26 protein-coding genes and 1 tRNA gene are annotated in these 23,319 nt (G+C 46.0%); 20 read left to right on the top strand and 7 right to left on the bottom strand.

Annotated features, from left to right (window positions below; translation table 11 throughout):
• Positions 1-86 precede the first annotated feature (86 nt).
• The 13 genes from AC1S8V_RS09975 to AC1S8V_RS10035 all read left to right on the top strand — a co-directional run bounded on the left by AC1S8V_RS09975 (position 87) and on the right by AC1S8V_RS10035 (position 12,031).
• A complete protein-coding gene (locus tag AC1S8V_RS09975; protein WP_482073476.1) occupies positions 87-1,067 on the top strand; it encodes an ABC transporter substrate-binding protein in 981 nt (326 codons plus the stop codon).
• Positions 1,068-1,886, top strand: a complete 819-nt coding sequence (locus tag AC1S8V_RS09980; RefSeq protein ID WP_482073477.1) for a hypothetical protein — start codon at positions 1,068-1,070, stop codon at positions 1,884-1,886.
• A 235-nt stretch (positions 1,887-2,121) separates the two neighbouring features.
• Complete coding sequence (locus AC1S8V_RS09985) at positions 2,122-2,643, top strand: TetR/AcrR family transcriptional regulator (RefSeq protein WP_482073478.1); 522 nt, start codon at positions 2,122-2,124, stop codon at positions 2,641-2,643.
• 117 nt (positions 2,644-2,760) lie between these two features.
• Positions 2,761-3,714, top strand: a complete 954-nt coding sequence (locus AC1S8V_RS09990; protein WP_482073479.1) for an NAD-dependent epimerase/dehydratase family protein — start codon at positions 2,761-2,763, stop codon at positions 3,712-3,714.
• Positions 3,715-3,919: 205 nt separating this feature from the next.
• Positions 3,920-4,441 carry a hypothetical protein gene (locus AC1S8V_RS09995; RefSeq protein WP_482073480.1) on the top strand — a complete coding sequence of 174 codons (522 nt, stop codon included), beginning with the start codon at positions 3,920-3,922 and terminating at the stop codon, positions 4,439-4,441.
• Positions 4,442-4,554: 113 nt separating this feature from the next.
• The gene (locus tag AC1S8V_RS10000; RefSeq protein WP_036670038.1) at positions 4,555-4,794 is read left to right on the top strand and encodes a DUF896 domain-containing protein; all 240 of its coding nucleotides are present in this window, start codon (positions 4,555-4,557) and stop codon (positions 4,792-4,794) included.
• A 331-nt stretch (positions 4,795-5,125) separates the two neighbouring features.
• Positions 5,126-6,553, top strand: coding sequence for an NAD(P)-binding domain-containing protein (locus AC1S8V_RS10005; protein WP_482073481.1), 1,428 nt, complete (start codon positions 5,126-5,128; stop codon positions 6,551-6,553).
• Positions 6,554-6,691: 138 nt separating this feature from the next.
• Positions 6,692-7,177: a hypothetical protein gene (locus tag AC1S8V_RS10010; RefSeq protein WP_449003928.1), complete on the top strand. Its 486-nt coding sequence runs from the start codon at positions 6,692-6,694 to the stop codon at positions 7,175-7,177.
• A gap of 244 nt (positions 7,178-7,421) precedes the next feature.
• Positions 7,422-8,168 carry a DeoR/GlpR family DNA-binding transcription regulator gene (locus AC1S8V_RS10015; protein ID WP_017689448.1) on the top strand — a complete coding sequence of 249 codons (747 nt, stop codon included), beginning with the start codon at positions 7,422-7,424 and terminating at the stop codon, positions 8,166-8,168.
• Positions 8,169-8,170: 2 nt separating this feature from the next.
• Positions 8,171-9,082: a 1-phosphofructokinase gene (gene pfkB, locus AC1S8V_RS10020; protein ID WP_482073482.1), complete on the top strand. Its 912-nt coding sequence runs from the start codon at positions 8,171-8,173 to the stop codon at positions 9,080-9,082.
• Between the two features lie 94 nt (positions 9,083-9,176).
• Positions 9,177-11,144, top strand: a complete 1,968-nt coding sequence (locus tag AC1S8V_RS10025; protein WP_482073483.1) for a PTS fructose transporter subunit IIABC — start codon at positions 9,177-9,179, stop codon at positions 11,142-11,144.
• A gap of 211 nt (positions 11,145-11,355) precedes the next feature.
• Entirely contained in the window at positions 11,356-11,508 is a 153-nt protein-coding gene (locus tag AC1S8V_RS10030) for a hypothetical protein (protein ID WP_482073484.1), read from the top strand.
• Positions 11,471-12,031, top strand: a complete 561-nt coding sequence (locus AC1S8V_RS10035) for a class I SAM-dependent methyltransferase (protein WP_482073485.1) — start codon at positions 11,471-11,473, stop codon at positions 12,029-12,031. Before AC1S8V_RS10030 ends, AC1S8V_RS10035 begins: the two co-directional genes overlap by 38 nt.
• Before the next feature lie 77 nt (positions 12,032-12,108).
• On the opposite strand, the gene AC1S8V_RS10040 is transcribed toward AC1S8V_RS10035, so the two are convergent.
• Together AC1S8V_RS10040 and AC1S8V_RS10045 are read right to left on the bottom strand one after the other, a co-directional pair.
• Positions 12,109-13,248, bottom strand: coding sequence for a zinc-dependent alcohol dehydrogenase (locus tag AC1S8V_RS10040; protein ID WP_482073486.1), 1,140 nt, complete (start codon positions 13,246-13,248; stop codon positions 12,109-12,111).
• Positions 13,249-13,326: 78 nt separating this feature from the next.
• Complete coding sequence (locus tag AC1S8V_RS10045) at positions 13,327-14,490, bottom strand: oxalate decarboxylase family bicupin (protein ID WP_482073487.1); 1,164 nt, start codon at positions 14,488-14,490, stop codon at positions 13,327-13,329.
• Between the two features lie 116 nt (positions 14,491-14,606).
• On the opposite strand from AC1S8V_RS10045, the gene AC1S8V_RS10050 reads away from it, so the two are divergent.
• Positions 14,607-15,035, top strand: a complete 429-nt coding sequence (locus AC1S8V_RS10050) for a MerR family transcriptional regulator (protein ID WP_482073488.1) — start codon at positions 14,607-14,609, stop codon at positions 15,033-15,035.
• A gap of 61 nt (positions 15,036-15,096) precedes the next feature.
• On the opposite strand, the gene AC1S8V_RS10055 is transcribed toward AC1S8V_RS10050, so the two are convergent.
• Positions 15,097-16,032, bottom strand: coding sequence for an AraC family transcriptional regulator (locus tag AC1S8V_RS10055; RefSeq protein WP_482073489.1), 936 nt, complete (start codon positions 16,030-16,032; stop codon positions 15,097-15,099).
• A 161-nt stretch (positions 16,033-16,193) separates the two neighbouring features.
• On the opposite strand from AC1S8V_RS10055, the gene AC1S8V_RS10060 reads away from it, so the two are divergent.
• From AC1S8V_RS10060 to AC1S8V_RS10080, 5 genes are all read left to right on the top strand, one after another.
• Entirely contained in the window at positions 16,194-16,475 is a 282-nt protein-coding gene (locus AC1S8V_RS10060) for an Atu4866 domain-containing protein (protein WP_482073490.1), read from the top strand.
• A gap of 16 nt (positions 16,476-16,491) precedes the next feature.
• Positions 16,492-17,229, top strand: coding sequence for an SDR family oxidoreductase (locus AC1S8V_RS10065; protein ID WP_482073491.1), 738 nt, complete (start codon positions 16,492-16,494; stop codon positions 17,227-17,229).
• 59 nt (positions 17,230-17,288) lie between these two features.
• Positions 17,289-18,191 carry a LysR family transcriptional regulator gene (locus AC1S8V_RS10070; RefSeq protein ID WP_482073492.1) on the top strand — a complete coding sequence of 301 codons (903 nt, stop codon included), beginning with the start codon at positions 17,289-17,291 and terminating at the stop codon, positions 18,189-18,191.
• A gap of 161 nt (positions 18,192-18,352) precedes the next feature.
• The gene (locus AC1S8V_RS10075; protein WP_482073493.1) at positions 18,353-19,096 is read left to right on the top strand and encodes a spermidine synthase; all 744 of its coding nucleotides are present in this window, start codon (positions 18,353-18,355) and stop codon (positions 19,094-19,096) included.
• Between the two features lie 160 nt (positions 19,097-19,256).
• On the top strand, positions 19,257-20,873 hold the full coding sequence (locus tag AC1S8V_RS10080; protein WP_482073494.1) for a sensor domain-containing diguanylate cyclase: 1,617 nt from the start codon (positions 19,257-19,259) through the stop codon (positions 20,871-20,873).
• Positions 20,874-20,919: 46 nt separating this feature from the next.
• On the opposite strand, the gene AC1S8V_RS10085 is transcribed toward AC1S8V_RS10080, so the two are convergent.
• The 3 genes from AC1S8V_RS10085 to AC1S8V_RS10095 all read right to left on the bottom strand — a co-directional run bounded on the left by AC1S8V_RS10085 (position 20,920) and on the right by AC1S8V_RS10095 (position 22,658).
• A complete protein-coding gene (locus AC1S8V_RS10085) occupies positions 20,920-21,282 on the bottom strand; it encodes a winged helix-turn-helix transcriptional regulator (protein WP_482073495.1) in 363 nt (120 codons plus the stop codon).
• A gap of 209 nt (positions 21,283-21,491) precedes the next feature.
• Entirely contained in the window at positions 21,492-21,614 is a 123-nt protein-coding gene (locus AC1S8V_RS10090; RefSeq protein ID WP_482073496.1) for a hypothetical protein, read from the bottom strand.
• 51 nt (positions 21,615-21,665) lie between these two features.
• Positions 21,666-22,658 (bottom strand): Gfo/Idh/MocA family protein, encoded by a 993-nt coding sequence (locus AC1S8V_RS10095; RefSeq protein WP_482073497.1) that lies wholly within the window; start codon positions 22,656-22,658, stop codon positions 21,666-21,668.
• A gap of 225 nt (positions 22,659-22,883) precedes the next feature.
• Here AC1S8V_RS10095 and AC1S8V_RS10100 point away from each other — a divergent pair.
• Positions 22,884-22,968 (top strand) — tRNA-Leu (locus AC1S8V_RS10100).
• Positions 22,969-23,069: 101 nt separating this feature from the next.
• Here the strand turns inward: AC1S8V_RS10100 and AC1S8V_RS10105 are convergent.
• Positions 23,070-23,255, bottom strand: coding sequence for a hypothetical protein (locus AC1S8V_RS10105; RefSeq protein ID WP_482073498.1), 186 nt, complete (start codon positions 23,253-23,255; stop codon positions 23,070-23,072).
• Positions 23,256-23,319 lie beyond the last annotated feature (64 nt).

A 23,319-nucleotide genomic window follows, 5' to 3' on the forward strand; every position in this document is an offset into this window, starting at 1 on the left:
GAATAATCCATGGTAAGCCTGTTCGCTTTTCCCTACTATAGTGATAATGATTATTATTATTAAATAGTAGAGGGGATTTACTACAAATGGTAAGACAGAGAGCAGCAACGATGATACTGTTAGCCCTGCTTGTGCTCGTTCTGGCGGCATGTGGCAAGGCATCAGAAGTAACGGAAGCAACGCCTCCGCAACAGGATTCACCTGTGGAAGAGAGTGGTACCCAAACGATTGAGCATCTTAAAGGAACAGCGGTTGTACCGCAAAAGATAGAGCGTATGGTTGTATTGTCTGCTGCTTACATCGATCACATGCTGACGATTGGTGAGAAACCAGCAGGCGTTAATGTAGAAGTTCGTTACGGAGGAGATTATCTGCCTTACCTTGCAGATCAGCTTGCCGGTATTCCAACGGTAGGGTCGGCAGATAGTCCTAACCTGGAGGCTATCCTTCAGATTGATCCGGATGTCATCGTTATTGAGAGTCGAACTGCCGAGAGTACGTATGATCAGTTGGAGAAAATCGCTCCTACGATTGTACTTGGTACCGAATGGCTGGATTATGCTGATGATACAACGTATTGGACACAGGATCTGTTGACCATTGCCGGGATGTACAACAAAGTGGATCTGGCAAAAGAAAAGATAGCCGAGGTAGAGCAGCAGGCGGCGCAACTAAAAGCGAAGATCGAACAACTGGATCAAAAAAAGCTGGCTTATTTGCGTGTAAGAGAGAAGACCTTGCAAATTTATGCGGCAAAAGGACATCCAACCAACACACTTTTGTATCATGATCTTGGATTTGTACCGACGGCTGTGACGCCTGCCGAACAACGTGAGGACCTGTCTATGGAGAAAATTGCAGATGTGGATGCTAATTTCGTAGTTCTGGAGATTGACCCGAATGCCGATGAGTATTTAAACAGCATCAATGCAAGCTCACTCTGGAAGGGAGTACCGGCTGTTGGTGCAGACCAGGTTTATACGACAGACTCGTTCTGGTTGTTTAAGGGCTGGGGAGCGATTGGGCGAAGCGAGATTATCAACGAAGTGGAAGACATGATTCAATAGATGAGACGTTATCCAAGACATGACTATTCAGAGATGTCGGCAGCATTACAGCAATTTTTTGTGACGACGATTCGAGCGAACTGCGATGATTCCAAGTATCCTTTCCGTGTGAAGGATCTGCTGGATGAAGAGAAACGAAACTCCATATTACGTGAACAGGCTATGCAGCAAGGACTTCAACTGGACGGAAAAAGGAGTGCGGCCGTCGGTACACTTTTTGCCAAGCGCTATTCGGTGTTGGTGATGGCCGTGATCTCCGCATTCAGTCTATACGATATTCCACTTAGCATTGCAGACGATGATGTGCGGTTTGAAATGAATGGAACAGGTGGCATGCGATATGAGACTCGGCTGGAGAGAACCTCTCTCGAGGGTGAAGATCCTGTTCAGCGCAGGTCAGAGAGCAGCTTGCTCAATAAGAGAGTGTTGCTACATCTGGAACCTGTGCTTCGAGCAGTAGCCGTCGGTACAGGAGCAAGCGAAAAGGTCATGTGGTCTCTGGTTGCGCATAATGTACAACAATTGTATGCACGTATGGTCAATGAGCAGAGCATATGGAAGACAGATGAACGGCTTGCAAAGATTCAAGCAGATCAAAGCCTATGGCTGGATCGGCAAAACGATAATGCATGTACATGTACATTTGCCAATGAGCTACAGCACTTCGAACATTCCGGGTGGCAGGGACCGCCGTTCCTGATACGCCGATATTGTTGTTTGGCATATCAGGTTGGGAGCGGCAGTCACGCACATGCATATTGTAACAGTTGTCCAAAGCTGGATTCGGAATCCCGATTGCGCAAACTTCTCCAGCAGTGAACAGACACTCTTGTACCGCATGATACGGATCTGTTTCAGACAATCCATGTTCTCTTCGGTTTCCAGTGGATAGAATCTATGATCTACAAGCTACACAACCTGCAGCGGCTTGGGCCAGCGTCTGCGGGTTTGTTGGCTTTGTACAGGGTCACGATACCTTTGCATTGAGGGATAGTATTCGTTATACTTCAAGCTATTGATCAATTAATCACTAACTATTGGAGGACGGATTATCATGGCTAAGGATACAGCAGCGTCAGTTAACCGGCGAAATGATATTATCTCTGCAGCGATTGAGGTCTTCGCGGAAATTGGCTATTATCGTGCAACGACAGCCCAAGTGGCTGAGAAGGCACAGATCTCACAACCGTATATATTTCGTTTTTTCAAGACCAAAGAAGCGCTATTATTAACTGCACTTGAGGTCTCGTGGACTCGGGTGATTGAATCGTTTCGAAGTGTAGTGGAGAAGGCGACACCAGATCAGTTGGAGAATGATCTCATTGAAGCCTACGATAAAATTCTGGAATCTCACAAGAACGAAATCTTGCTTCAGATGCAGGCGCAAACAATCCGGGAAGAAGTTATTCGTCAGGCCATGCAAAAGGGCATTAGTGATGTAAGAGCCATGGTACTGGAAGCTTTCACAGTTGCAGGAATTGCCGAACCGTTGAAAAGAACAATGATTTTCCTGGCGATCGGGATGTTGTGTAATATATCTACTGCACTGGATATGCCGGAGCTGAAGGATCGATAGAGAGGGAGGGAATTCCCTTTTTGAATTTAGTTATTGATCAATCACTAAATATGGTTTATATTGTTTTCAGGTAAGTAATTGATCAATAACTAAATGGATGGAAGAGGTCGATATACGATGAAAAAAGCTATTGTGATTGGAGCCACAGGAGGAACAGGTGCAGCGATTACGGAGGAATTGATTAGAAGAGGGATTTCTACGATCGCATTTGGGCGCTCCCGTCAAAAACTGGAGCAACTTGCGGTAAAATTGGGATCTCCGGATCACCTGCAAATCGCAGTTGGAGATGCATTTCGGTCGGATGATATTATTGCTGCTTCCCAGGGTACCGATGTCATATTTCATTGTGCGAATGTGCCTTATAACGAGATGGAGAGCAGGCTGATTCCGCTCGGCGAATCCGTGATGGCGGCGGCAGAACACTTGGGTCTGAACGTGGTTGTAATAGACGGAATCTACCCCTATGGCAGAAGACAAATGAAGGAAGTAACGGAAGAACATCCGAAACAGCCACATACCCGCAAAGGCAAGACACGGCTTGCCTATGAACAGATGTTATTCAGCACAAGATGGAGCAGAGCTCAGGTGATGATTGTTCGCTTGCCAGACTATTATGGCCCAACGGCCAATCAGGCATCCTATCTGGGTTCAACACTGGAGGCGATAGCGAAAGGAAATATGGCTTTTTTTATCGGGAATATGAAGGTGCCGAGAGAGTATATTTATTTGCCGGATGCTGCGGTCATGGTGGTGGAGCTGGCAAGCAGAGAAACAACGTATGGACAGAACTGGAACATTCCTGGATCGGGGATCATCTCGGGTCATGACATCGTGCGTATGGCACAGAAGGCTGCGGGGAGAAGCAAACCTGTGATGGCGTTAGGAAAAGTGGGATTGTCGTTGATCGGACTAGGTGTACCCGTTATGAAAGAAATTGTAGAAATGTTATATCTGACCGAGGAACCGCTGCTTTTGAGCAGACTGAAGTATGAGGAACGAATTGGCCCGGTTGTGGCAACCTCTTTTGAAGAAGGAATTGCTTTGACGATTAAAGAGCTGCAAGGAGAGTAGAAGGGAATATATTTTTTAGATCTTGTATACCACGTCAATTCTCCGCATTTTACAATAGTACACTCTATGCCCGGGACTAGCTTTGTGGGACCTTTATTATTAAGCCTATGAATGTCACTTGGTTAGTGATCAATCAATTACTTTGAGAGCGACTGGACTAACTGGTACTACGGGGGAGACGGGAGCCACTGGTTTCACCGGGGCTATGAGTCCAACGGGTGCTACTGGGCCAACCGGGCCCAACTTTGCATTACAAGGGTTCTCGGCCTTCCTGGCTACACTTTCTACAACAACAAGCACACAGTTAACCAACTGGACGACCGCGGCTCCCTATTACGGTAATGCCAACTTCAATGCAACAACAGGAAATTATACCGTCCCGGTAACAGGAAGATATTCGATTGTGGCCACGATCAATTATGCAACGACTTCAGCGATTGCTCTATCCCTGGGTGCTGGAGTTAACCCAGCCTTTCTTGTACAGAGAACATCACCTACGGTAACGACGCTTGTCAGTGGTTTGTTGCCCGTCCTAAACGTCGCGATTACGCTACTTACACTGCGGGCAGTGCTGGGAAGCGGTTCAGTCACTTTGGCAGTGGAAGTCGCACTGAATGCGGGAGATGTGATTGGACTGTTCTATGCTGCAAACGGGCTGATGATTACGTTGAATCTGGGCAGTGGTGCTACGAATGGCATTGTGTGGTCTGTGCATGAGATTACCTAAAAATACTTCTTAACGGATTGTGCCTATGGACAAATTCGTAAAGTTGTAATAAGTTAGTTTGAAGATATTCGAAATATCTTTCAGAAATTGGACTAACAAGTGAGGTGGATTTCATGATTCCTATTTTGGGACGCATTAACGAATTAAGTCGAAAACAACGCAGCAGCGTCGGTTTGACGAAAGCAGAACAGAGCGAGCAGCATGAGCTTAGAAAACAATATTTGCAGGCTATTCGAGGTCAGGTACTGACAACCATGCTGGCAGTATCCGTTGTGGACCCGCTGGGTCATGATGTGACCCCTGAGAAATTAACCAATGAAAAATTGCAGCGCCGTGAACAGGCCGGCCAATAGCATTCCATTAAAAAGACAGACCAAGGTTACATCGTGGTCTGTCTTTTTATATTTTTCTGTAAAGCATCCATTTAGAAGGAAGCACATCAAAAGAAGAGGGTACTATCCAGTTAGGATTTCGTGTGAATTAACAAGCATGTTAGATATTTTTAGTTTTGATGACAATAAAGCTACCGCGAACTTCAAATCATCCCCGATAACTCATATAATAACGCTAATATATTTCATGATTACAAGTGAGAAACCGATTTTTCTTCATATAACTAACAAAAAACTAACATCGAATAATCTAAAAAAAGTTCATATGTGTCCTTGAAAGGGTTGATGAATCATGAGCCTGCAAGATTTGAATGAACGTGTGAAGAAAGATCTAGCTTATTTGTCATTTGGTGGCTCGAACTGGGTACGCCCAAGAGAACATGCGGATGGTCATGTCTATGATGTTGTCATTGTGGGTGGAGGTCAGAGTGGATTAGGGGCGGCATTTGGACTTCTTCGTGAACGAATCTCCAATATTCTCGTTATTGACGAGAATACCTCAGGCCTTGAAGGGCCTTGGGAGACTTATGCGCGTATGGTAACTTTGCGTACCCCCAAGCATCTGACTTCTATCGATCTGGGTGTTCCTTCGTTAACCTTTCGCTCATGGTGGGAAGCACAGGTGGGGCCCGAAGGTTGGGAAGAGGTAGACAAGATCCCGCGTGGAGACTGGATGAATTATTTGCGCTGGTATCGGGAGGTGTTGAATCTACCTGTGCTTAATGAGATAGAATTGACGCTTATTGAGCCAATGGAGAACGGAATATATCGACTTCATGTGAACAAGGCAGGAACTCAGAAGGATGCCCTACTTGCTCGTAAAGTCGTCCTTGCTACGGGAATACAAGGTGGCGGCGAGTGGCATGTACCTTCCATGATTGCTGACAGATTACCTCGGGAGTTGTATGCCCATACGTCTGAAGCGATTGATTTTGATCGGTTAAAAGGTAAAAGAATTGCTGTGCTTGGTGGTGGTGCTTCTGCTTTTGACAATGCGAGCTATGCCCTTGCCACAGGTGTGGCGGAAGCTCATGTTTTTGTACGGCGGGAACAGCTGCCTAGTGTTAATCCCATTCGTCAGATGGAACAATCCGGTATGATCGAGCGTTACCACGCTCTTCCGGTTGCTGATAAATATGAAGTGATCTCTCATTTCTTCAAATTCAATCAACCACCAACCAATGATACGTTTAATCGTGCGGCAGCCTGGCCTGGTTTCGAGCTGCATTTGAACTCTCCATGGCTGAGTGTAGAAGCATCCGATCAGGGAGCGATTGTGCATACCGCACAGGGAACATTTACGTTTGATTTTCTGATTATTAGCACGGGTCTGCTCAGTGATCCGGCTCTCCGTCCTGAACTGAAGCTTGTGGAGCCATTCATCGCCCGTTGGGAGGACTGTTATCAGGCTCCGCCAGAGCATCGCAATGCATTGCTGGATGCACATCCATTCCTGAGTTCCGGGTTTGCAATGACTAGCAGGAGTGAACAGGGTGAGAAGCAGTTGCATGGACTGTTTGTATTTAATTACTCTGCGCTTGCCAGCTGTGGTCTGTCGGCATCGGCAATATCCGGGACCAAGAGCGCGGTGCCCAAACTGGTCTCTGCCATAGCGGATCAGTTGTTCCTCGATGATCGTGAGGTTATTCTGCAACAATTCTATGCGTATGAAGAAGAGGAATTTACGGCTACATGGGTGAAAAGTGGTGCCCTTGGCTGAGTATATGCACTCCATAAAATAGTGAGCGTGTGGCATCTGATGCTGCACGTTTTTGTGTTTTTCACAGGATGAAGGTTACACTTGCCTTTAATTTGTTGTAAAATGTCGGTTGGAACATGTTAAAGGCAGGGATAATAGATGAATGAAATGAACTATGAACAATTTAGAGCCCATTTGAAGAAAGCGTCGCGTAAACGAAATGTACCTTTGATTAAGATCGTTGCATTTCAAGAGAAATACATGAAGATTGAAGAAGTTCAATTTTACGATGTGGAACAAAATCATATGAGTGTTCAGGCCTGCAATACGTTGTGGATGCATCTGGAGAATAAATCTTTCCGTAATATGGTGTCCCAACATTTGCAGTTTTATAGAGACATGGAGAACCTGGGTCGGCATTCCTTTGAGAATCTGATCAAAGAACTATATGATACGTCTGTTCCTGTGCTGCTCGATTACAATCCCGCTGATTATTACACCTCGGGACAATTGGCTGAGATTCTGGTCATGGATGAGGAGCGGTTGATAGAACAATTGGAGATGGGCCGCTTCAAGGGTGCTTTTATTAATGAAGAGGGCAAATGGCTTAAACCCAAACCGGATGCAATGGTTGTAGAGTCATAAACGCGCATGAAAATCCTATGAATAGTAAAATCCTGCAACGCCGCGCTTGAAGAACCGGATGCTGCAGGATTTTTAATGGTTACGAAGCGCGCGGGAGGACATCTCAATGAACATTGGTGAGCGGAAGAATATGAGTTACGTAAGTCGAAAGATGCGGTTTTTGAAGGTTTTTAGATTATTTTGAATGAAAATGGTTGTTTTTTGAGGGATTTATGATACTATAGAAGCAGTTGGAGGAATGAAGATGCTGACTGAAGAACGATATGCCGCAATTATAGAGCGCTTACATTTACAGGGAATTGTGAAATTACAAGAGCTTGTTGATGTGCTAGGTGCCTCTGAATCAACAATTAGACGCGATTTGATTGATCTGGAGAGTCGTCAGATGCTCAAACGCATTCACGGCGGTGCTGCGCTGGTGAATGAAAAAACGCTGGAACCGGGCATGGAAGAAAAAACGTTCAAAAACATTCAACAAAAAACGACGATTGCTCGTTTGGCTGCGCAGGAGATCGAAAATGGCGAATGCATCTATCTGGATGCGGGTACAACAACGTTAGCCATGATTCCCTTTATTGAAGCCAAGGACGTAACGGTTGTTACCAACGGACTCTCACATGTTGAAGCATTGGTAAGCAAGCGTATTCGCAGTTATTTGCTAGGAGGTATGATGAAAATTCATACTAAAGCAGTCATTGGCAGTATCGCATTACAGAACATGGATAATTTCCGTTTTGATAAATGTTTTCTTGGAAGCAACGGAGTTGATCCCGAAATGGGGTATACAACACCGGATCCGGAGGAAGCCTTGATTAAAAGGCGTGCACATCAATTGTCGGGAAAATCTTATGTGCTGGCTGATTCCAGCAAAATAGGGGAAATTACTTTTGCCAAATTGTTTGATTTGGAGGAGGCCGATTTGATTACCGAGCAGATGCCAGAACACTGGCGGCCTGGAATCGCCCAGAAAACTAAAATAATTGAGGGATAACGATGATATATACGATAACACTAAACCCGTCCATTGATTACATCGTGGAAGTGGATGAGCTGAAGCTTGGCGGATTGAATCGAATGAATCGGGATTTGAAGCTCCCGGGCGGCAAAGGCATTAATGTCTCTCGCATACTGAATCAACTTGGAGCAGACAATACAGCCATTGGTTTCCTTGGCGGATTCACAGGACGGTTCATTAATGACAAGTTACAAGAAGATAACATCCGGACAGACTTTGTTACGATTGCAGACGATACTCGCATTAACATCAAGCTGAAGCATGGAGAAGAGACAGAGATTAATGGTCTTGGACCTGCAATAAGTGCAGAAGAGGCAGAACAGTTGCTTCACAAATTGTCTTCATTGCAAAAAGGAGATATTGTCATCCTGTCCGGAAGCGTGCCACCTTCACTCGGATCGGATTTCTATGATCGTCTCATTAAAGTATGCAAGCAAACGGGTGCCGAATTCGTAATTGATACAACTGGACCTGCGCTAATGGAAGCACTTGTACATGAACCATTGCTGGTGAAGCCGAATCATCATGAACTGGCTGAACTGTTCGGTGTAACCATTGAGACTCGCGAGGAACTGGTGTTATACGGGCGTAAGTTGCTTGAAGCCGGTGCCAAACATGTGTTGATCTCCATGGCAGGCGAGGGAGCACTATTCATTACCAAAGCGGAAGTTCATCATGCGAGTGTGCCAAAAGGTACTGTGAGAAACTCGGTTGGTGCCGGAGACTCCATGATTGGCGGATTCGTAGGTACCTATGTACTTAACGGGGATTTGTTGGAAGCCTTCCGGACAGGGGTTGCATCTGGAAGCGCGACTGCGTTCTCCGATGACATTGCAACACGCGAACGGATTGATGAACTACGCAATCAAGTAACCATTACGACGATTTAGTCTAACGGGCACATAGCCAAATTGCAGCTGTATTGAAGTGTAATGTAGTGAGGCCTGCATAGGCAGGCCGACTAACTTAAGGGAGTGTACCAAGATGAGAATAACAGACCTGATGATCCAGGAAACGATGATCATGGACCTGCAAGCTACAACCAAAGATGAGGCTATTGATGAATTGATTGCAAGCCTGAACCGAAGCGGACGTATTAATGATCCTGCTCTGTTCAAGGAAATGATCTATAAAAGAGAAGCTGAATCCAGCACGGGTATCGGTGGCGGAATTGCGATGCCACATGCCAAAACCAAAGCGGTGAATGAACCAACGGTTGTATTTGCGAAGAGTAGAAAAGGGCTTGATTTTAAAGCGCTGGATGATCAGCCAGCTCATGTGTTCTTCATGATTGCGGCTCCAGAAGGCGGAGGTAATACCCATCTGCGTACGCTTGCAGCTCTTTCCAGGTTGTTGATTGATAGCGATTTCATCTCACAATTGATGAGTACAGATACACCTGCAGAAGTTAGTGCATTGTTTGATGCCAAACAGGCAGAAGTAGCTGAGAAGGAAGCAGCCAAAGAAAAAGCAAAAGCTGAAAAAGCAGCGAATGTCACATCAGGCTCCACTAGCAATCAGCAACAAAATACCTCTGGTGTGATTGTAGGTAATGCGAATTCGGAGGATTTTGTTGTTGCCGTTACAGCCTGTCCAACAGGGATAGCGCATACGTTCATGGCTGAAGATGCACTTAAAAAGAAAGCTCAGGAAATGGGCATTAATATTCGCGTAGAGACGAATGGCTCTGAAGGAGCACAGAATGTTCTCACTGCTGACGAGATTGCCCGCGCCAAAGGGGTTATCGTTGCCGCAGATAAAAATGTGGAGATGGCACGTTTCGATGGTAAACCGGTATTGCAAAGACCGGTGAGCGATGGAATCCGAAAATCCGAAGAGCTGATTCGCAAGGCCGTTAACGGTGAAGCACCCATCTATCGCAGTCAGGGCGGAAATGCCAAGGAAGAGGGAGCGAGCGATGGCAAGATCAGCGTAGGTAGCAAAATCTATAAAGATCTGATGAACGGAATCTCGCATATGTTGCCATTCGTTGTTGGTGGTGGTATCCTGCTTGCAATTTCCTTCCTGTTCGAGCAGATTGCCAGCCCTGATAATCCGATTGTGCAGCTGCTTCAAACCATCGGTGGCGGAACAGGTGCTTTCCACTTCCTGATTCCGGTACTTGCCGGATTTATCGCGATGAGTATTGGTGATCGCCCGGCCCTGATGCCTGGTATGGTCGGTGGATTGATGGCAGTTAACTCGAACGCTGGTTTCCTTGGCGGTTTGGCTGCCGGTTTCCTGGCGGGTTATGTGGTCATTGGACTCCGTAAGTTGTTCAAAGGTTTGCCAAAAGCGATTGATGGCTTGAAACCAATCTTGCTGTACCCAGTATTCGGCTTGCTGATCGTGGGTACAATCAGTTTCTATGTCTTTGATCCAATCTTTGGTTCCCTGAACACTTGGCTTGTAGACGCACTTGGTAATCTGGGTACAGGTAATGCAGTATTGCTGGGCTTGCTGCTTGGTGGCATGATGTCCATCGATATGGGGGGACCCTTCAACAAAGCGGCTTACACGTTCGCCATTGGCGTATTCACATCCAGTGGTAACACAGACGGTGCATGGATGGCGGCGGTTATGGCAGGCGGTATGGTACCTCCTCTGGCCATTGCACTTGCAACCACGTTCTTCAAATCCAAATTCACGGAGCAAGAACGCAAGTCTGGCCTGACGAACTATGTACTTGGATTCTCTTTCATCACAGAAGGTGCAATTCCATTTGCTGCGGCTGATCCATTACGTGTATTGACTTCTTGTATTCTGGGTTCCGCTGTTGCCGGCGGACTGACACAACTGTGGAGCATTAATGTACCTGCTCCGCATGGCGGGATCTTCGTTGCAGCACTGGCGAACCACGCACTGTTATTCCTGCTCGCTGTTGCAATTGGTTCTGTAATCTCCGGTCTGATCCTGGGACTGTGGAAGAAGTCACCAACGCTCGTGAAGTAACGACAAGGATTAGCGCTAGAGGTTAACAAATCATCTGTTATGATGATTAAAATATAAGAAGCATCCCCTGAGTGGAATTCACTTGGGGGATGCTTTTATTTCGACTTTTTTTTGTCGGGTGATGGGGGAGGTACCTCTGAATTTGGGTAAAATGCTTATTTAGCTTTTATATTCACCAGAAGCAGTTTGCAAAAAAAATGCGGAGAAATACGTGACGAGTGCTGGACATGCCAAAGGTGAGGATCTCGCGCTGCTCGTAGCTTCATCTCAAGCCACTCCGGATATGAAGGTGCTGGATATCGCCACTGGGGGAGGGCATGTAGCTAATGCTCCAGGTAGCGGAACGGTTTATTCGGGGAAATAGGTATCGTAATGTAGATTTTGTAACCGGGGATGCAGAGAAGCTGCCTTTCGACGATGATTTCTTTGACCTTGTCACCTGCCGAATCGCTGCACACCATTTTCCAAACGTTTCTTCCTTTGTCTCTGAGGCACTACGCGTCTTGAAGCCTGGTGGAAGGTTGTTATTGATTGACAACGTGGCTCCTGAACGCGATGAGAATGACCAGTTTTACAATGAAGTGGAGAAGTACAGAGATGCAAGCCATGTTCGGGCATGGCGCAAGACGGAATGGATTCACATGCTGGAGTATGCCGGATTCCGAATGGAAACAATGGTTTCCTTCCAGAAACGCTTTAAGTTTGAAGAATGGTGTAACCGTGCAGCACTGCCGAGTCAAGAGAGAAGGGAACTTGAAGCGAGTATGTTGAGTGCACCATCCATCATCAGAACTTTTTTTAACTTTGAAGAGACGGGGCAAGGTAACCTCATCAGCTTCCAAGGAGAAAGTGTGTATATTCAAGCCATTAAGCCGACTTTTGGATGAAAATAAAACAGGCAGACGTACCTTGGATAGGTATATCTGCTTGTTTTATTTTGCATATTTATAACCGAGATGTCGGCTCAGGGTTTGAGTATAACTTTGGTGCATTCGTCTTCATGATCGTTGAAAATGCGGTACGCATCGCTTGCATTCTCCAGCGAAATTCGATGGGAGATGATCTCGGTTGGATCAAATTCACCAGCAGTGATCTTGCGGAACAACTCAGGCATGTAATGTATAACAGGAGCTTGTCCCATTTTGAGATTAATGTTGCGTTCAAACAGATTCCCTAACGGAAACATATTGTAGGCTGAACCATACACACCGGTCAATTGAAGGGTACCGAATTTGCGGATAGCTTTCATGCCAATTTCGATCGCGCTTAGGGAGCCGCCATGAAGTTTTAGCTTCTGCCCGATTTCTTCCAGCATGTTCTTTTTGCCATCCATACCCACACAGTCGATCACAACGTCGGTCCCGCCTTGTGTATTCTCACGAATGTGCTCGCCCATATCGTCGTAATCTTCAAAATTATAGATCTCTGCATCATTCAAGCGTTTGGCTTTCTCCAGTCGATAGGGTAGTCGATCCACAGCAATAACCCGTTTGGCACCTTTCATCCAGGCGAACTTCTGCGTCATCAGCCCAATGGGTCCACTACCGAGTACAGTAACTGTATCTCCCGATTTGACTCCTGCATTCTCGACACTCCAGTAAGCGGTTGGGAGAACATCGGACAGGAACAATAAAGCTTCATCTTCCAATTCGCAGGATTCCGGAATCACAAACGGGGTGAAGTTCCCGTAGGGGACACGTAATAATTCTGCCTGACCTCCGGGGTGGCTTCCGTAGCGTTCGGTGAATCCAAAATAACCACCTGTATGAATATCCGGGTTGCCATTGGAATTATCGCATTGGCTCTCCATGTCATGATTGCAATAGAAGCATTCGCCACAAGCGATATTAAAAGGCAGGACCACACGGTCCCCCTTCTTCACACGTGTCACTTCCGGACCAACTTCTTCTACAATGCCCATCGGTTCATGGCCGATAACGTAATCTTTGGCAGCAGGCAAGGCTCCCTGATAAATGTGCAAATCAGATCCGCATATGGCTGTGGAAGTAATACGAACGATAATGTCATCCTTCTGTTGCAGTTTGGGATCCTCAACCTCTTTGACTTGAATATCCTTGATTCCCTGGAACGTAACGGCTCTCATCTTCATATTCCTCCTTGTATAGTGGGATTATATTACAATTACCCCATTTCAGTGCATATGATATAGGTGCATACTAAATTAAACGACAGGCCATTTTACTTTACGCAAGGCATCTAACAGCTCAGGGGGTGCATTCAGATTATCACGGACTAGATCCCGAGGCGTTAAAGCCATCCACTGATTCAATGACACATCCTCAAAGCGATCACTCCGGAATATCTCCAGGAACCATAATGTATCCGTACCGGTATTCTGTATATAGTGTCCCAATGCCACGGGTACATATCCCACATCTCCAGCCCGATAATCAAATGTGCGAGCAATGCCATTGCCTCCGAAGACGGTCATTCTTCCTTGTCCTGTCAGATAGTATTGCCATTCATCTGCATTGGGATGCCAGTGCAGTTCACGCATAGCACCAGGTCGGATCTCAACAAGTGCGGCTGCAACAGTAGTCGAGATGGGGAAGTTGGTGGAGTCTACAATCCGGACGCTTCCGCCGGGTGTAATTAGCGGTTCCTGGGCCAGCAATCGGTGTTTGAATGTAAGAGGAACGGTGCCGTATGGCGACTGAACTTCCTGGCTTTCGATGGAACCCGGAACGGTATCTTGGAAAATGTAAACTTGTTCCTTCGGCATTGATAGAAATGCAGATTCGGGCACACCGAAATTGACAGACAATACCTCTGGTGGTGTATGGGCAAACCAATCGGATATGGATAACGTATTCAGATCGGAGAAGGAGCCATCATCAAACACGAGCAGAAATTCACAACCATCCTCCAGTCCCTGAATGGAATGGGGCAGACCCTTGGGAAAAAACCAGAGATCTCCCGGTCCGACATCCGCAATGAAATTACGTCCGTTCTGATCTACCGAAGTGATTCTTGCGGTTCCCCAGATCATATAGGCCCATTCGGATTGCTGGTGCCAGTGCAGTTCCCGTATACCTCCGGGTGTCAGACTCATGTTCACACCAGCCAATGTAGTGGCAACAGGGAGATCACGTACGGTGATTTCACGAGACCACCCGCCGTGGTTCAATTGCATATGGGTATCGGAAAAAGACATTCTCAGATTAGGCAATAAGCCGTTATCGGTTGCGGGAGGTACCAGCATATCGGGGTTCTGTCTATCTCTCATAACGTCTCTGGGTCCCAGATCAGGTCCTCCGGCGCCATCACTGCGAATGGGTTGCGGGATGATAAATGGCTTTTCGTTTGGTTGCTGTCCTTTGGTCATTAAGTGATCCCTCCAGATTCAGTAGCATGTCACACACGATATTGTTTCGTTATGTTTACACCTATGAATCAGGGCCTGGATAATATGAAGGACAAACGACAAAAAGACGTGACTGAATGTGGTCACGCCTCCATGTTAAAGAAACATCAGAACAGGCCGGGTTATCGGAAGATACAATTCGTTATTATGAGAAAATTGGACTTCTTCCCCGAGCTGAACGCAAGGTCAATCGTCATCGGGTATACCGCCGGGAGGATATTCACACGATGAAGTTGATCACTTGCCTGAAAAAAACAGGGATGTCTCTGGGGGAAATGAAGCCTTATCTACAGATGTCCATGGATTCGGATCTGGCAGATTTCCCGGAGGAGCGGGAGATGCTGGTGAATTATCGGAAGAAAGTTGAAGCGCAGATTGCTTCGTTACAGCAGGTGGTTGATTTTATCGACGAGAAGTTGCATAAACGAAGTATGTTTCCTGATGGATACCCTATTACCGGTGAGAACCAAATGTCTGTATTTGAAAAAAAGAATATATTCTCCTGATGGTCATGCTCTCCATTTGGAATTCGAAAACCCACGTCATAATGGCGTGGGTCTTTATTTTTTAGTGTTCAATTTCGAGTGTATGGCGAAGGCGTTTGATATCGCTTTTTGGGGGGAGACCGTACATCCGGGCATACTCCCGACTGAATTGGGAAGGGCTCTCATAGCCAACTTGAAACGCGGCATCGGCGGCATCGGTTGAACCTGAAAGCAGCATTCGCCGGGCTTCCTGCAGCCGGATCTGTTTCTGGAATTGCAATGGACTCATGGCAGTGATGGCTTTGAAATGATGATGCAAGGAGGAGGAACTCATGTTGATCATTGCGGCAAGTTGTTCAATTCGAAGTGGTTTAGCGTATTCGGATTGAATGACTTCGATGACTTCAGCGATGTGCTGTGCATGACTATTTTGAACCGCAAACTGCATAACAGAATGTCCATGTTCATCCTGAATAATGCGATATAGAATCTCGCGGATGAATAGTGGAGCAAGGACAGGAATGTCCTTGGGTGTGTCCAGCAATCCAACCAATCGAAATACGACTTCAAGTAGTGGGAGCTTGGTTGAACTAACAAACAATCCACGGCTTGTTGAATTGTCAGGTTTGGGTGGTGCACAAGGTGTATCACGAATCAGATCGAAGATCTGCCCCGGATCAAAATCCAGTCGCATGCATAGATAGGGATTTTCATTTGTTGCTTGCACAACCTGCCCTGAGATGGGCAAGTTTACAGAAGCTACTAAATATTGAGATAGGTCGTAGGTATAGCTCTCCCGTCCCAGTATAACCAATTTGGACCCTTGGGCGACAATACAGAGGGCAGGCTGATGAACAGAAAATATGGGTTGTGAGATCTCTGAGGCGCGGATTAAGGCAAGCGAAGGAATTGCCGTCGCATGGATTCCATCAATAGGGGTGAATCGTCGGATTAGAGAAGCCAACTTTTGCTGTTGCTCTATAATTTCATGATCCATTTTCGTTGTTTTTAAAAGCATGAAGTGCAGCCCTCCTGTGAAAAGCTATTGCTATTATTTTAGAATTTCCTGGAGATATAGGCAAGAATGCTGTTGGATTTTTCTATCGGGCAGTCACTAATCCCCTTCATAATGAAGATGAACAAGAGGAACTTTTGAATAATAGAAGGGAGGCTGGAGCGATGGGACTTGATCACATGGGAAGTAAAGAAGAACAAAAACAACCATATGTAGGAATGTGGGTCACGAAGGATGGGTACATCCGGCATGAACTTCTCCCTAATGGTCGATATGACGAATCGAGGGGCAATCGACAAAGTGCGTATAAGGGATGCTACGTCATACAGGGAGAACATATTGAATACGTGGATGATACGGGTTTTACAGCAGACGGAGACTTTAGAGAAGATATTTTGTATCATGCTGGCATGGTTTTATATCGAGAGAATGCCAATAACCAATGAGAAGGAGTGGATTAATATGTCCAATGTAAAAGGGAAAGTTGTTGTGATTACCGGGGCAAGCAGCGGAATTGGGAAGGCAACGGCACGTTTGCTCGCACAGAACGGTGCGCATGTTGTCATTGGGGCAAGACGTGTGGAACGTTTGGAGGCACTGGCCTCCTCTATCCGCTCGGAAGGCGGATCGGTCGAGTATCATACACTTGATGTTACACAGCTGGAAGAGATGCAAACCATAGTGGATTTGGCGCTTACCCGCTTTGGTCGCCTGGATGTCGTTTTAAATAACGCAGGGGTCATGCCCCTATCCCCTCTCGGAGCACTAAAGATTGACGAATGGAACTGCATGATTGATGTCAATATTCGTGGTGTGCTTCACGGTATTGCTGCTGGTCTTCCCATCATGAAACAGCAGGGTTTCGGCCAATTTATCAATATCGCCTCGATCGGTGCCTATGTTGTATCACCAACAGCCGCGGTGTACTGTGCAACGAAATATGCAGTCCGTGCAATTTCGGAAGGTCTTCGTCAGGAAGTGGGTGGAGATATCCGGGTAACACTCGTTTCTCCTGGTGTGACCGAATCGGAACTGGCGGATACAATCTCCGATGAAGAAGCGAGGGATTTGATGAAAGAGTATCGCAGCATCTCCATTCCTGCCTCGGCAATTGCGCAAAGTATCCTATACGCCATCAACCAGCCGGCAGAGGTGGACGTGAATGAGATGGTAGTGAGACCTACTGCGAGTATGGCTTAAGGTCTGAGCCTCTTTTGGTATATAATAGGTACAATGATATCGAAAAGAGGAGTTCAACCTTGACCTTACAGCAATTAAAATATGTGATTGAAGTTGCCACACGTGGCTCGATGAATGAAGCGGCCAAGCGGCTGTTTATCTCTCAGCCCAGTCTGTCGAATGCTATTCGGGATCTGGAGCAGGAGCTGCGCATTACCATCTTTGAACGTACCAATAAGGGCATATCGCTGTCCAAAGAAGGCGTGGAGTTCCTGAGTTATGCACGGCAGGTGGTGGAGCAAGCCGAACTGCTGGAGAATCGGTATCTGAACGCCAAACCATCGCCGCAGCATTTCTCCGTATCGACGCAGCATTATGCGTTTGCAGTGAATGCCTTTGTTCGTCTGGTACAGCAGTATGGTCAGGATGAATACGAGTTGGCCCTCCGGGAGACGAAGACCTACGAGATTATTCAGGACGTGAAAAGCATGCGTAGTGAAATTGGCATCCTGTATTTGAACGAGTTCAATGCCAAAGTAATTAACAAATTATTAAAAGATGCGGGCTTGATTTTCACAAGTCTGTTCACAGCCAAGCCTCATATTTTTATCAGTGTGAAGAATCCGCTGGCGAAGCAGGAATCAGTTGCAATCGAGCAATTGCAGGATTATCCGTACCTGTCTTTTGACCAGGGAGAATACAATTCCTTTCATTTTTCCGAAGAAATCCTGAGTACGTTATCTCATCCGAAAAGCATCCAGGTCAATGACCGCGCAACGTTGTTTAATCTGTTGATTGGTTTGAATGGTTATACCATCTCTACGGGAGTGCTTAGCGCCGATCTGAACGGAAACGAGATTATCCCTGTTCCGCTCGAATGTGAGGAATCCATTAATGTAGGCTGGATAAGTCACAAGAGTACTTCTCTCTCCAATCTGGGTGTGGAATATGTTCAGGCTCTGCATGAGGCCATAGGTTCTTAACAATGTTGAAAGGTTCATAAGAAAGGCCGTTTCCGTATGATCGGAAACGGTTTTTTTGTTCTACTATGATCATTCAAGTATAGGGTGGTATGTTGTCATCCCGTGTAATAGAATGAAGATATATGTCGAATAGGTGTAAGCGTACGAAGGGAGAAGGGTTAGTGAGAGTTCTGTATCGAAATAAAAGTGAACAGCATGAGCTGACGGTATATGATACAAAAAGGCTTTATGGAGAAAAGGGACGGTTTCGTGTATTAGAATTCTCCAACGCAGCTGTGCAGGGAGCCATGGATCTGGATGAGCCTGCCCGGATGGTGTTGGAGTATCCCCGAGCGATCGTGCATCTAATGGAACGAAATGACCCTGCATTTGATAAAGTGTTTGTGGTGGGACATGGTATTGGCACGTTGCCAACCTGCTTGTCCGATCGTCAGGTAAAGGTGGCTGAGCTGGACGCAGAGGTCGCGGAGTTGAGCCGAACCTTTTTTGGATATGATGGGAGCCCTGTGCTCATTGGGGATGGTCGTGAATTATTAGGGCATGAACCCGCTGGGACATATGATTATATTATTATTGATGCGTTTACGGCAACGGGGACACCTGAGCAGTTTATATCCAGTGATTTTTTTGCCATAGTCAAGGACAAGCTGGACTCGGATGGAGCTGTGATCCTTAATGTGTTCGGACGTGCGGGCAATGATCGGCTTGTCAATGCGATCTATACCACACTTCAGGGACGGTTTGCCTATACACGTGCATTCGCATTGCCTGCAGAAACTGCAGATGAGGTCCAAAATCGTATTTTGATGGGCAGTCATCATCCGATTGATTTTCAGCTTCGTCACATGGCGGGGTTTGTTGAACAGGAGCCAGAAGAAGGATATATCATTGTCGATTCAGGTTGATCCTGAACAATAATTCTGCCAGGAAAAGTAAAATGTCATTAAATCGTCAATCTTACGATGTAATTGTTAAGATTTATCAAACTCTTTATTTGAACTTAACAACTTTCGTATAAGATGGAGGGAATATGTTTTTTCATGAAAATCCGGGGGAAGTAATAAAATGATTGCACCGAACAGGATATCCAGATTACGAAAAAAAGTAAAAAATATCAAGAAGATTAGCCTTACGGCCTTGCTTGGCGGGTTGGTCACCATTTCAGTTTTAATGACATTGACCATCATGGTCATCTCATCTTATACATCTCAGAAACAATCACTCATTGATAACACCCTGTCGCTAAACTATGCAAGCGCTGTGCAAATGAGTCAAACCCTGGATTTGCTTTTTTATTCCATGCAGGAGAGCTTGAAATATGCAGCCAAATATTTCCCGGATATGGATCACTCCAATATAAATGAATTGAACTCTACATTGGATTTGGTTCGCAATAGCAGTAATTTTTTTAACTCCGTTGCTTTGGTAGATACAGCGGGAGTAGTCAGGTCTACCTCACCTTACTCACAGGCTAGTGTAGGTCACCATGTTAGTTCCAATGCTGCAAAAGAAGCGGTTAAATTGAGGGCTTCGTATATCTCCGAAGCGTATCAGACAACGAGAACGAAGCGCAGAATTGTATTTATCAGTGAACCGATCTTTGATTCAGCAGGGACGTACCAAGGAACGATTGGTGGAAATATCTTTTTGCAGGAAAATAATATATTGAGTCTTTCTTTTGGCAGTCAGCTCAAGACAAGCAATGGTTCCTACTTTTTTATTGTGGATAAGAAGGGCACTTTGTTATTTCACCCAAACACCAACCGAATTGGTGAAAATGTCAGTGAAAATGAAGTGGTGCAAAAGCTGCTAGCAAACGAAAACGGTAAAGAACAATACAAAAACCTGGCAGGTGTGGATTCACTTGCGGGTTATTACAAAGTCCCATCAACAGACTGGGGGGTTGTAATCGTGTCTCCAACCCAAACGGTGTACGATCAGTTAAATCATCATATCCGTATGTTGTTGCTGTACACTTCAGTGCCTTTCCTGATTCTGACCCTTATTGTGGTTCGGGTTGCACGCAAGCTGGCAAGTCCCTTTGTTCTGTTGGCCGATTTAGTAAATCAGGTCGACAAGGGACAAGTGGAGCTACCCGTGATGAAGCCTCACTGGAACAGAGAGGCGGACCTTCTCACACGAACGGTTGTTGGCGCGATTGCGAACTTTAGGAAACAAAAGGACCAGCTTGCCTATGATGCCAGAACAGATGTATTAACCGGGATGAACAATCGCAGAACCTTCGAGGAAGTGATTCAGGAATGGATTCAGGAGCAAGCTCCATTCTCCATTATTGTACTGGATATTGACCGCTTCAAGTCCATCAATGATACATTCGGGCATCATGCAGGGGACGAAGTGCTGAAGCACATTGCCAATATTATTCAATTGTCGGTTCGGCCAGAAGATGTCTGCGCCCGGTTTGGTGGAGAGGAATTCGTTATTCTGTTACGAAATTCGAAGTCCAACGTGGCTTTTGAGACTGCTGAACGTATCCGAATCTCGGTTGAAGAAAGTGTACTGCCTATAGATCGTTCCATTACCATATCGGCAGGAATCGCTGAGTATCCATTGCATTCCACAACGGCAACGGAATTGTTTCACTTGGCGGATAATGCACTGTATCAAGCGAAGGAAGAGGGACGTAACCGTACAGTTACGATCCAGACGGTTATCAAATAAGCAAAGAAGCTGATCCCTAGGAACAAGGGACAGCTTCTTTTGTCTTTTAACCCTCAAGTGAGGATCTGGCCAGAACCTCATTCGTATACGTTTCTCCCCAATCTCGCATGCTGAAGATGATCGGCCGCAGCGTTTCGCCAAATGGGGTGAGGGAATACTCCACTTTAGGTGGGATCTGGGGGTATATTTCACGATGAACAATTCCGCTACCTTCCAACTCTCGAAGCTGCAGCGTGAGCATACGCTGGGTGATGTCAGGAAACAGTTTGCGGATCTCGTTAAATCTCAAAGGACCAGAGAATAAATGATACAAAATGGCGCCTTTCCATTTGCCTCCGATCACACTAAGTGTAACTTCCACGGAACAGCCGTATGGCGCGGGACACGCCCTGGTTGCGTCCTTTCTCATCTTAAGTGCACCTCCATTTTACGGTGATTGTCTATGGTATCCATTGGGGTGGTTATATCACAGGGAGTACGTATAGTTCATGAAAGAGCATATCACTTATTATTCAGATTATAAACCCTAATCCTATGGTAGGTAGATGCGGTGATGTCAAAAAAGAGCCCCGGTTTCGTTTTGCGAAACATCGAGGTTCGGAATGATCAAACTTTAACTTATAGCAGGGCATCGAGAGAATAAGCCCCGGCACCAAACCAGCCAAACAGTTTTTTGCATGCATGTCCGATCATAATGAAACCAATCACGAAACGAATGATGAGTAAGCCAGTGTCCAACATATGATTATTCCTCTTCTCTGGATGTATAATAGGATGATGAACGTATTTACGTTACTCCAGTGACGATAGAATCAAGTCGCATAGAGCCATCGTTCCAATATTATCTTTGGCGCTGGAATGTGGAACGGCCTGATTTTGGCAGCATTCGATGAAATGAGCCATTTCGCCAACGAAACCCCGCAGATAAAGGTCACGATAAGCTCCAGACATGGGAGATCCGGAAGGGGTATACACGCTATCTTGCTCCTCAAGAGATTTCCAGGGAAGGCTGGTTGAGCTTCGGGTTTGATGAACAGTGAGTGTATTGATTTCTTCAGCAGACGCAAATCCGTTATCGAAGGTCACGAGTACACTTTCGCTTTCTCGTGACCATGCATTCATACCGGTGAAATACGCACTGCCCACGACGTTATTCTCAAATACCAGGGAAATGCTCTGGTTAATATGTTCCCCATCCTTCACGGTTGTGCCTGTAACCTGTACAGCTTCTCCGAACAGGAAACGCATCAGATCAACCATATGAATGGCAGCTAGCTTCATGAACTGTTCCTCATCCTTGCAAAATGGGGTACTGTCTACAGCGAACTTCATCTGGAATGAACGCACTTTACCTAGCGAACCACCATCAATGAGTTCCTTGAGCTTCATATATACGGGGGCATAACGTTTCATGAAACCGACCATGACAACGACGCCAGCCTGTTCGCCAGCTTCTGCTACAGTGGCGGCTTCGGCTGCGTTCCATCCGAGCGGTTTATCCACGTATACATGCTTGCCGGCCCGAATACATTCAAGGACAAGAGTGGTCTGATCTACAGGCTGGGCGACGACAACGACTCCGTCACAGGTTTCCTGCTGTAACATAAGCTGAGCGTTGTTATACGCTTTTCCGTTACTGCCAAATCGCAGCAGAGCAGCTTCAGAGCGTTCGGTACTGTGAGTGGCAATGGCCTGAATCTGCGCTCCGGCTTCAACAACAGAAGGATATATATTCGTGGATGCATGAAACCCGGCACCGATAAAGCAAAGATTGGCAGTTTTCAAAGTGGATCGCTCCTTCATTTTTTTCAGTTGTATGGGTGGTTTATTTGCTTAATGCTACGATAGGATGTTTGAATTTGATAAAAAAGGACATATGTCCTTTTTGTGAATGCAATAAAAAAAGAAGTTGCATTTTAATTTTGAACCATGTATACTCTGAATTACGGTAAAACAAGGTATTGCTTCACCGGGACGCTTTTCATCGATGGATGAGGAGATACATATTATGCGGTCGTGGCGGAATTGGCAGACGCGCACGGTTCAGGTCCGTGTGGGCTAACCCCCCGTGGAGGTTCGAGTCCTCTCGACCGCATCTAACCAAAGAAAGGTTCGTGAGTTGCTCTAGGGCAATTCACGAACCTTTCTTTATTTTTTGGATAAATAGTGTGAATCCGGCATGTTGCTGCTGGCATTTTAATGCTGCCGCTGGCGCAGAATGACTGCCATGATGATCCCGGCAATTGCTCCTGCAATACCGAATAACGTAACACTGGCAACAACTTCAAACGACTGGAGACGAAACAGAAAAGCGATACCACTGCCAAAGGTGGTCCCGGCGAGAAATCCGAGCGAAATTCCTAATTCTTTGGTAAATTTCATCGATTCACCTACTTGGAAATGTGAGATATGGATTTGCAAATGTTGGGTACAGGCAGTAAAGTGT

It is taken from the genome of Paenibacillus sp. B46(2026) (assembly GCF_056786355.1).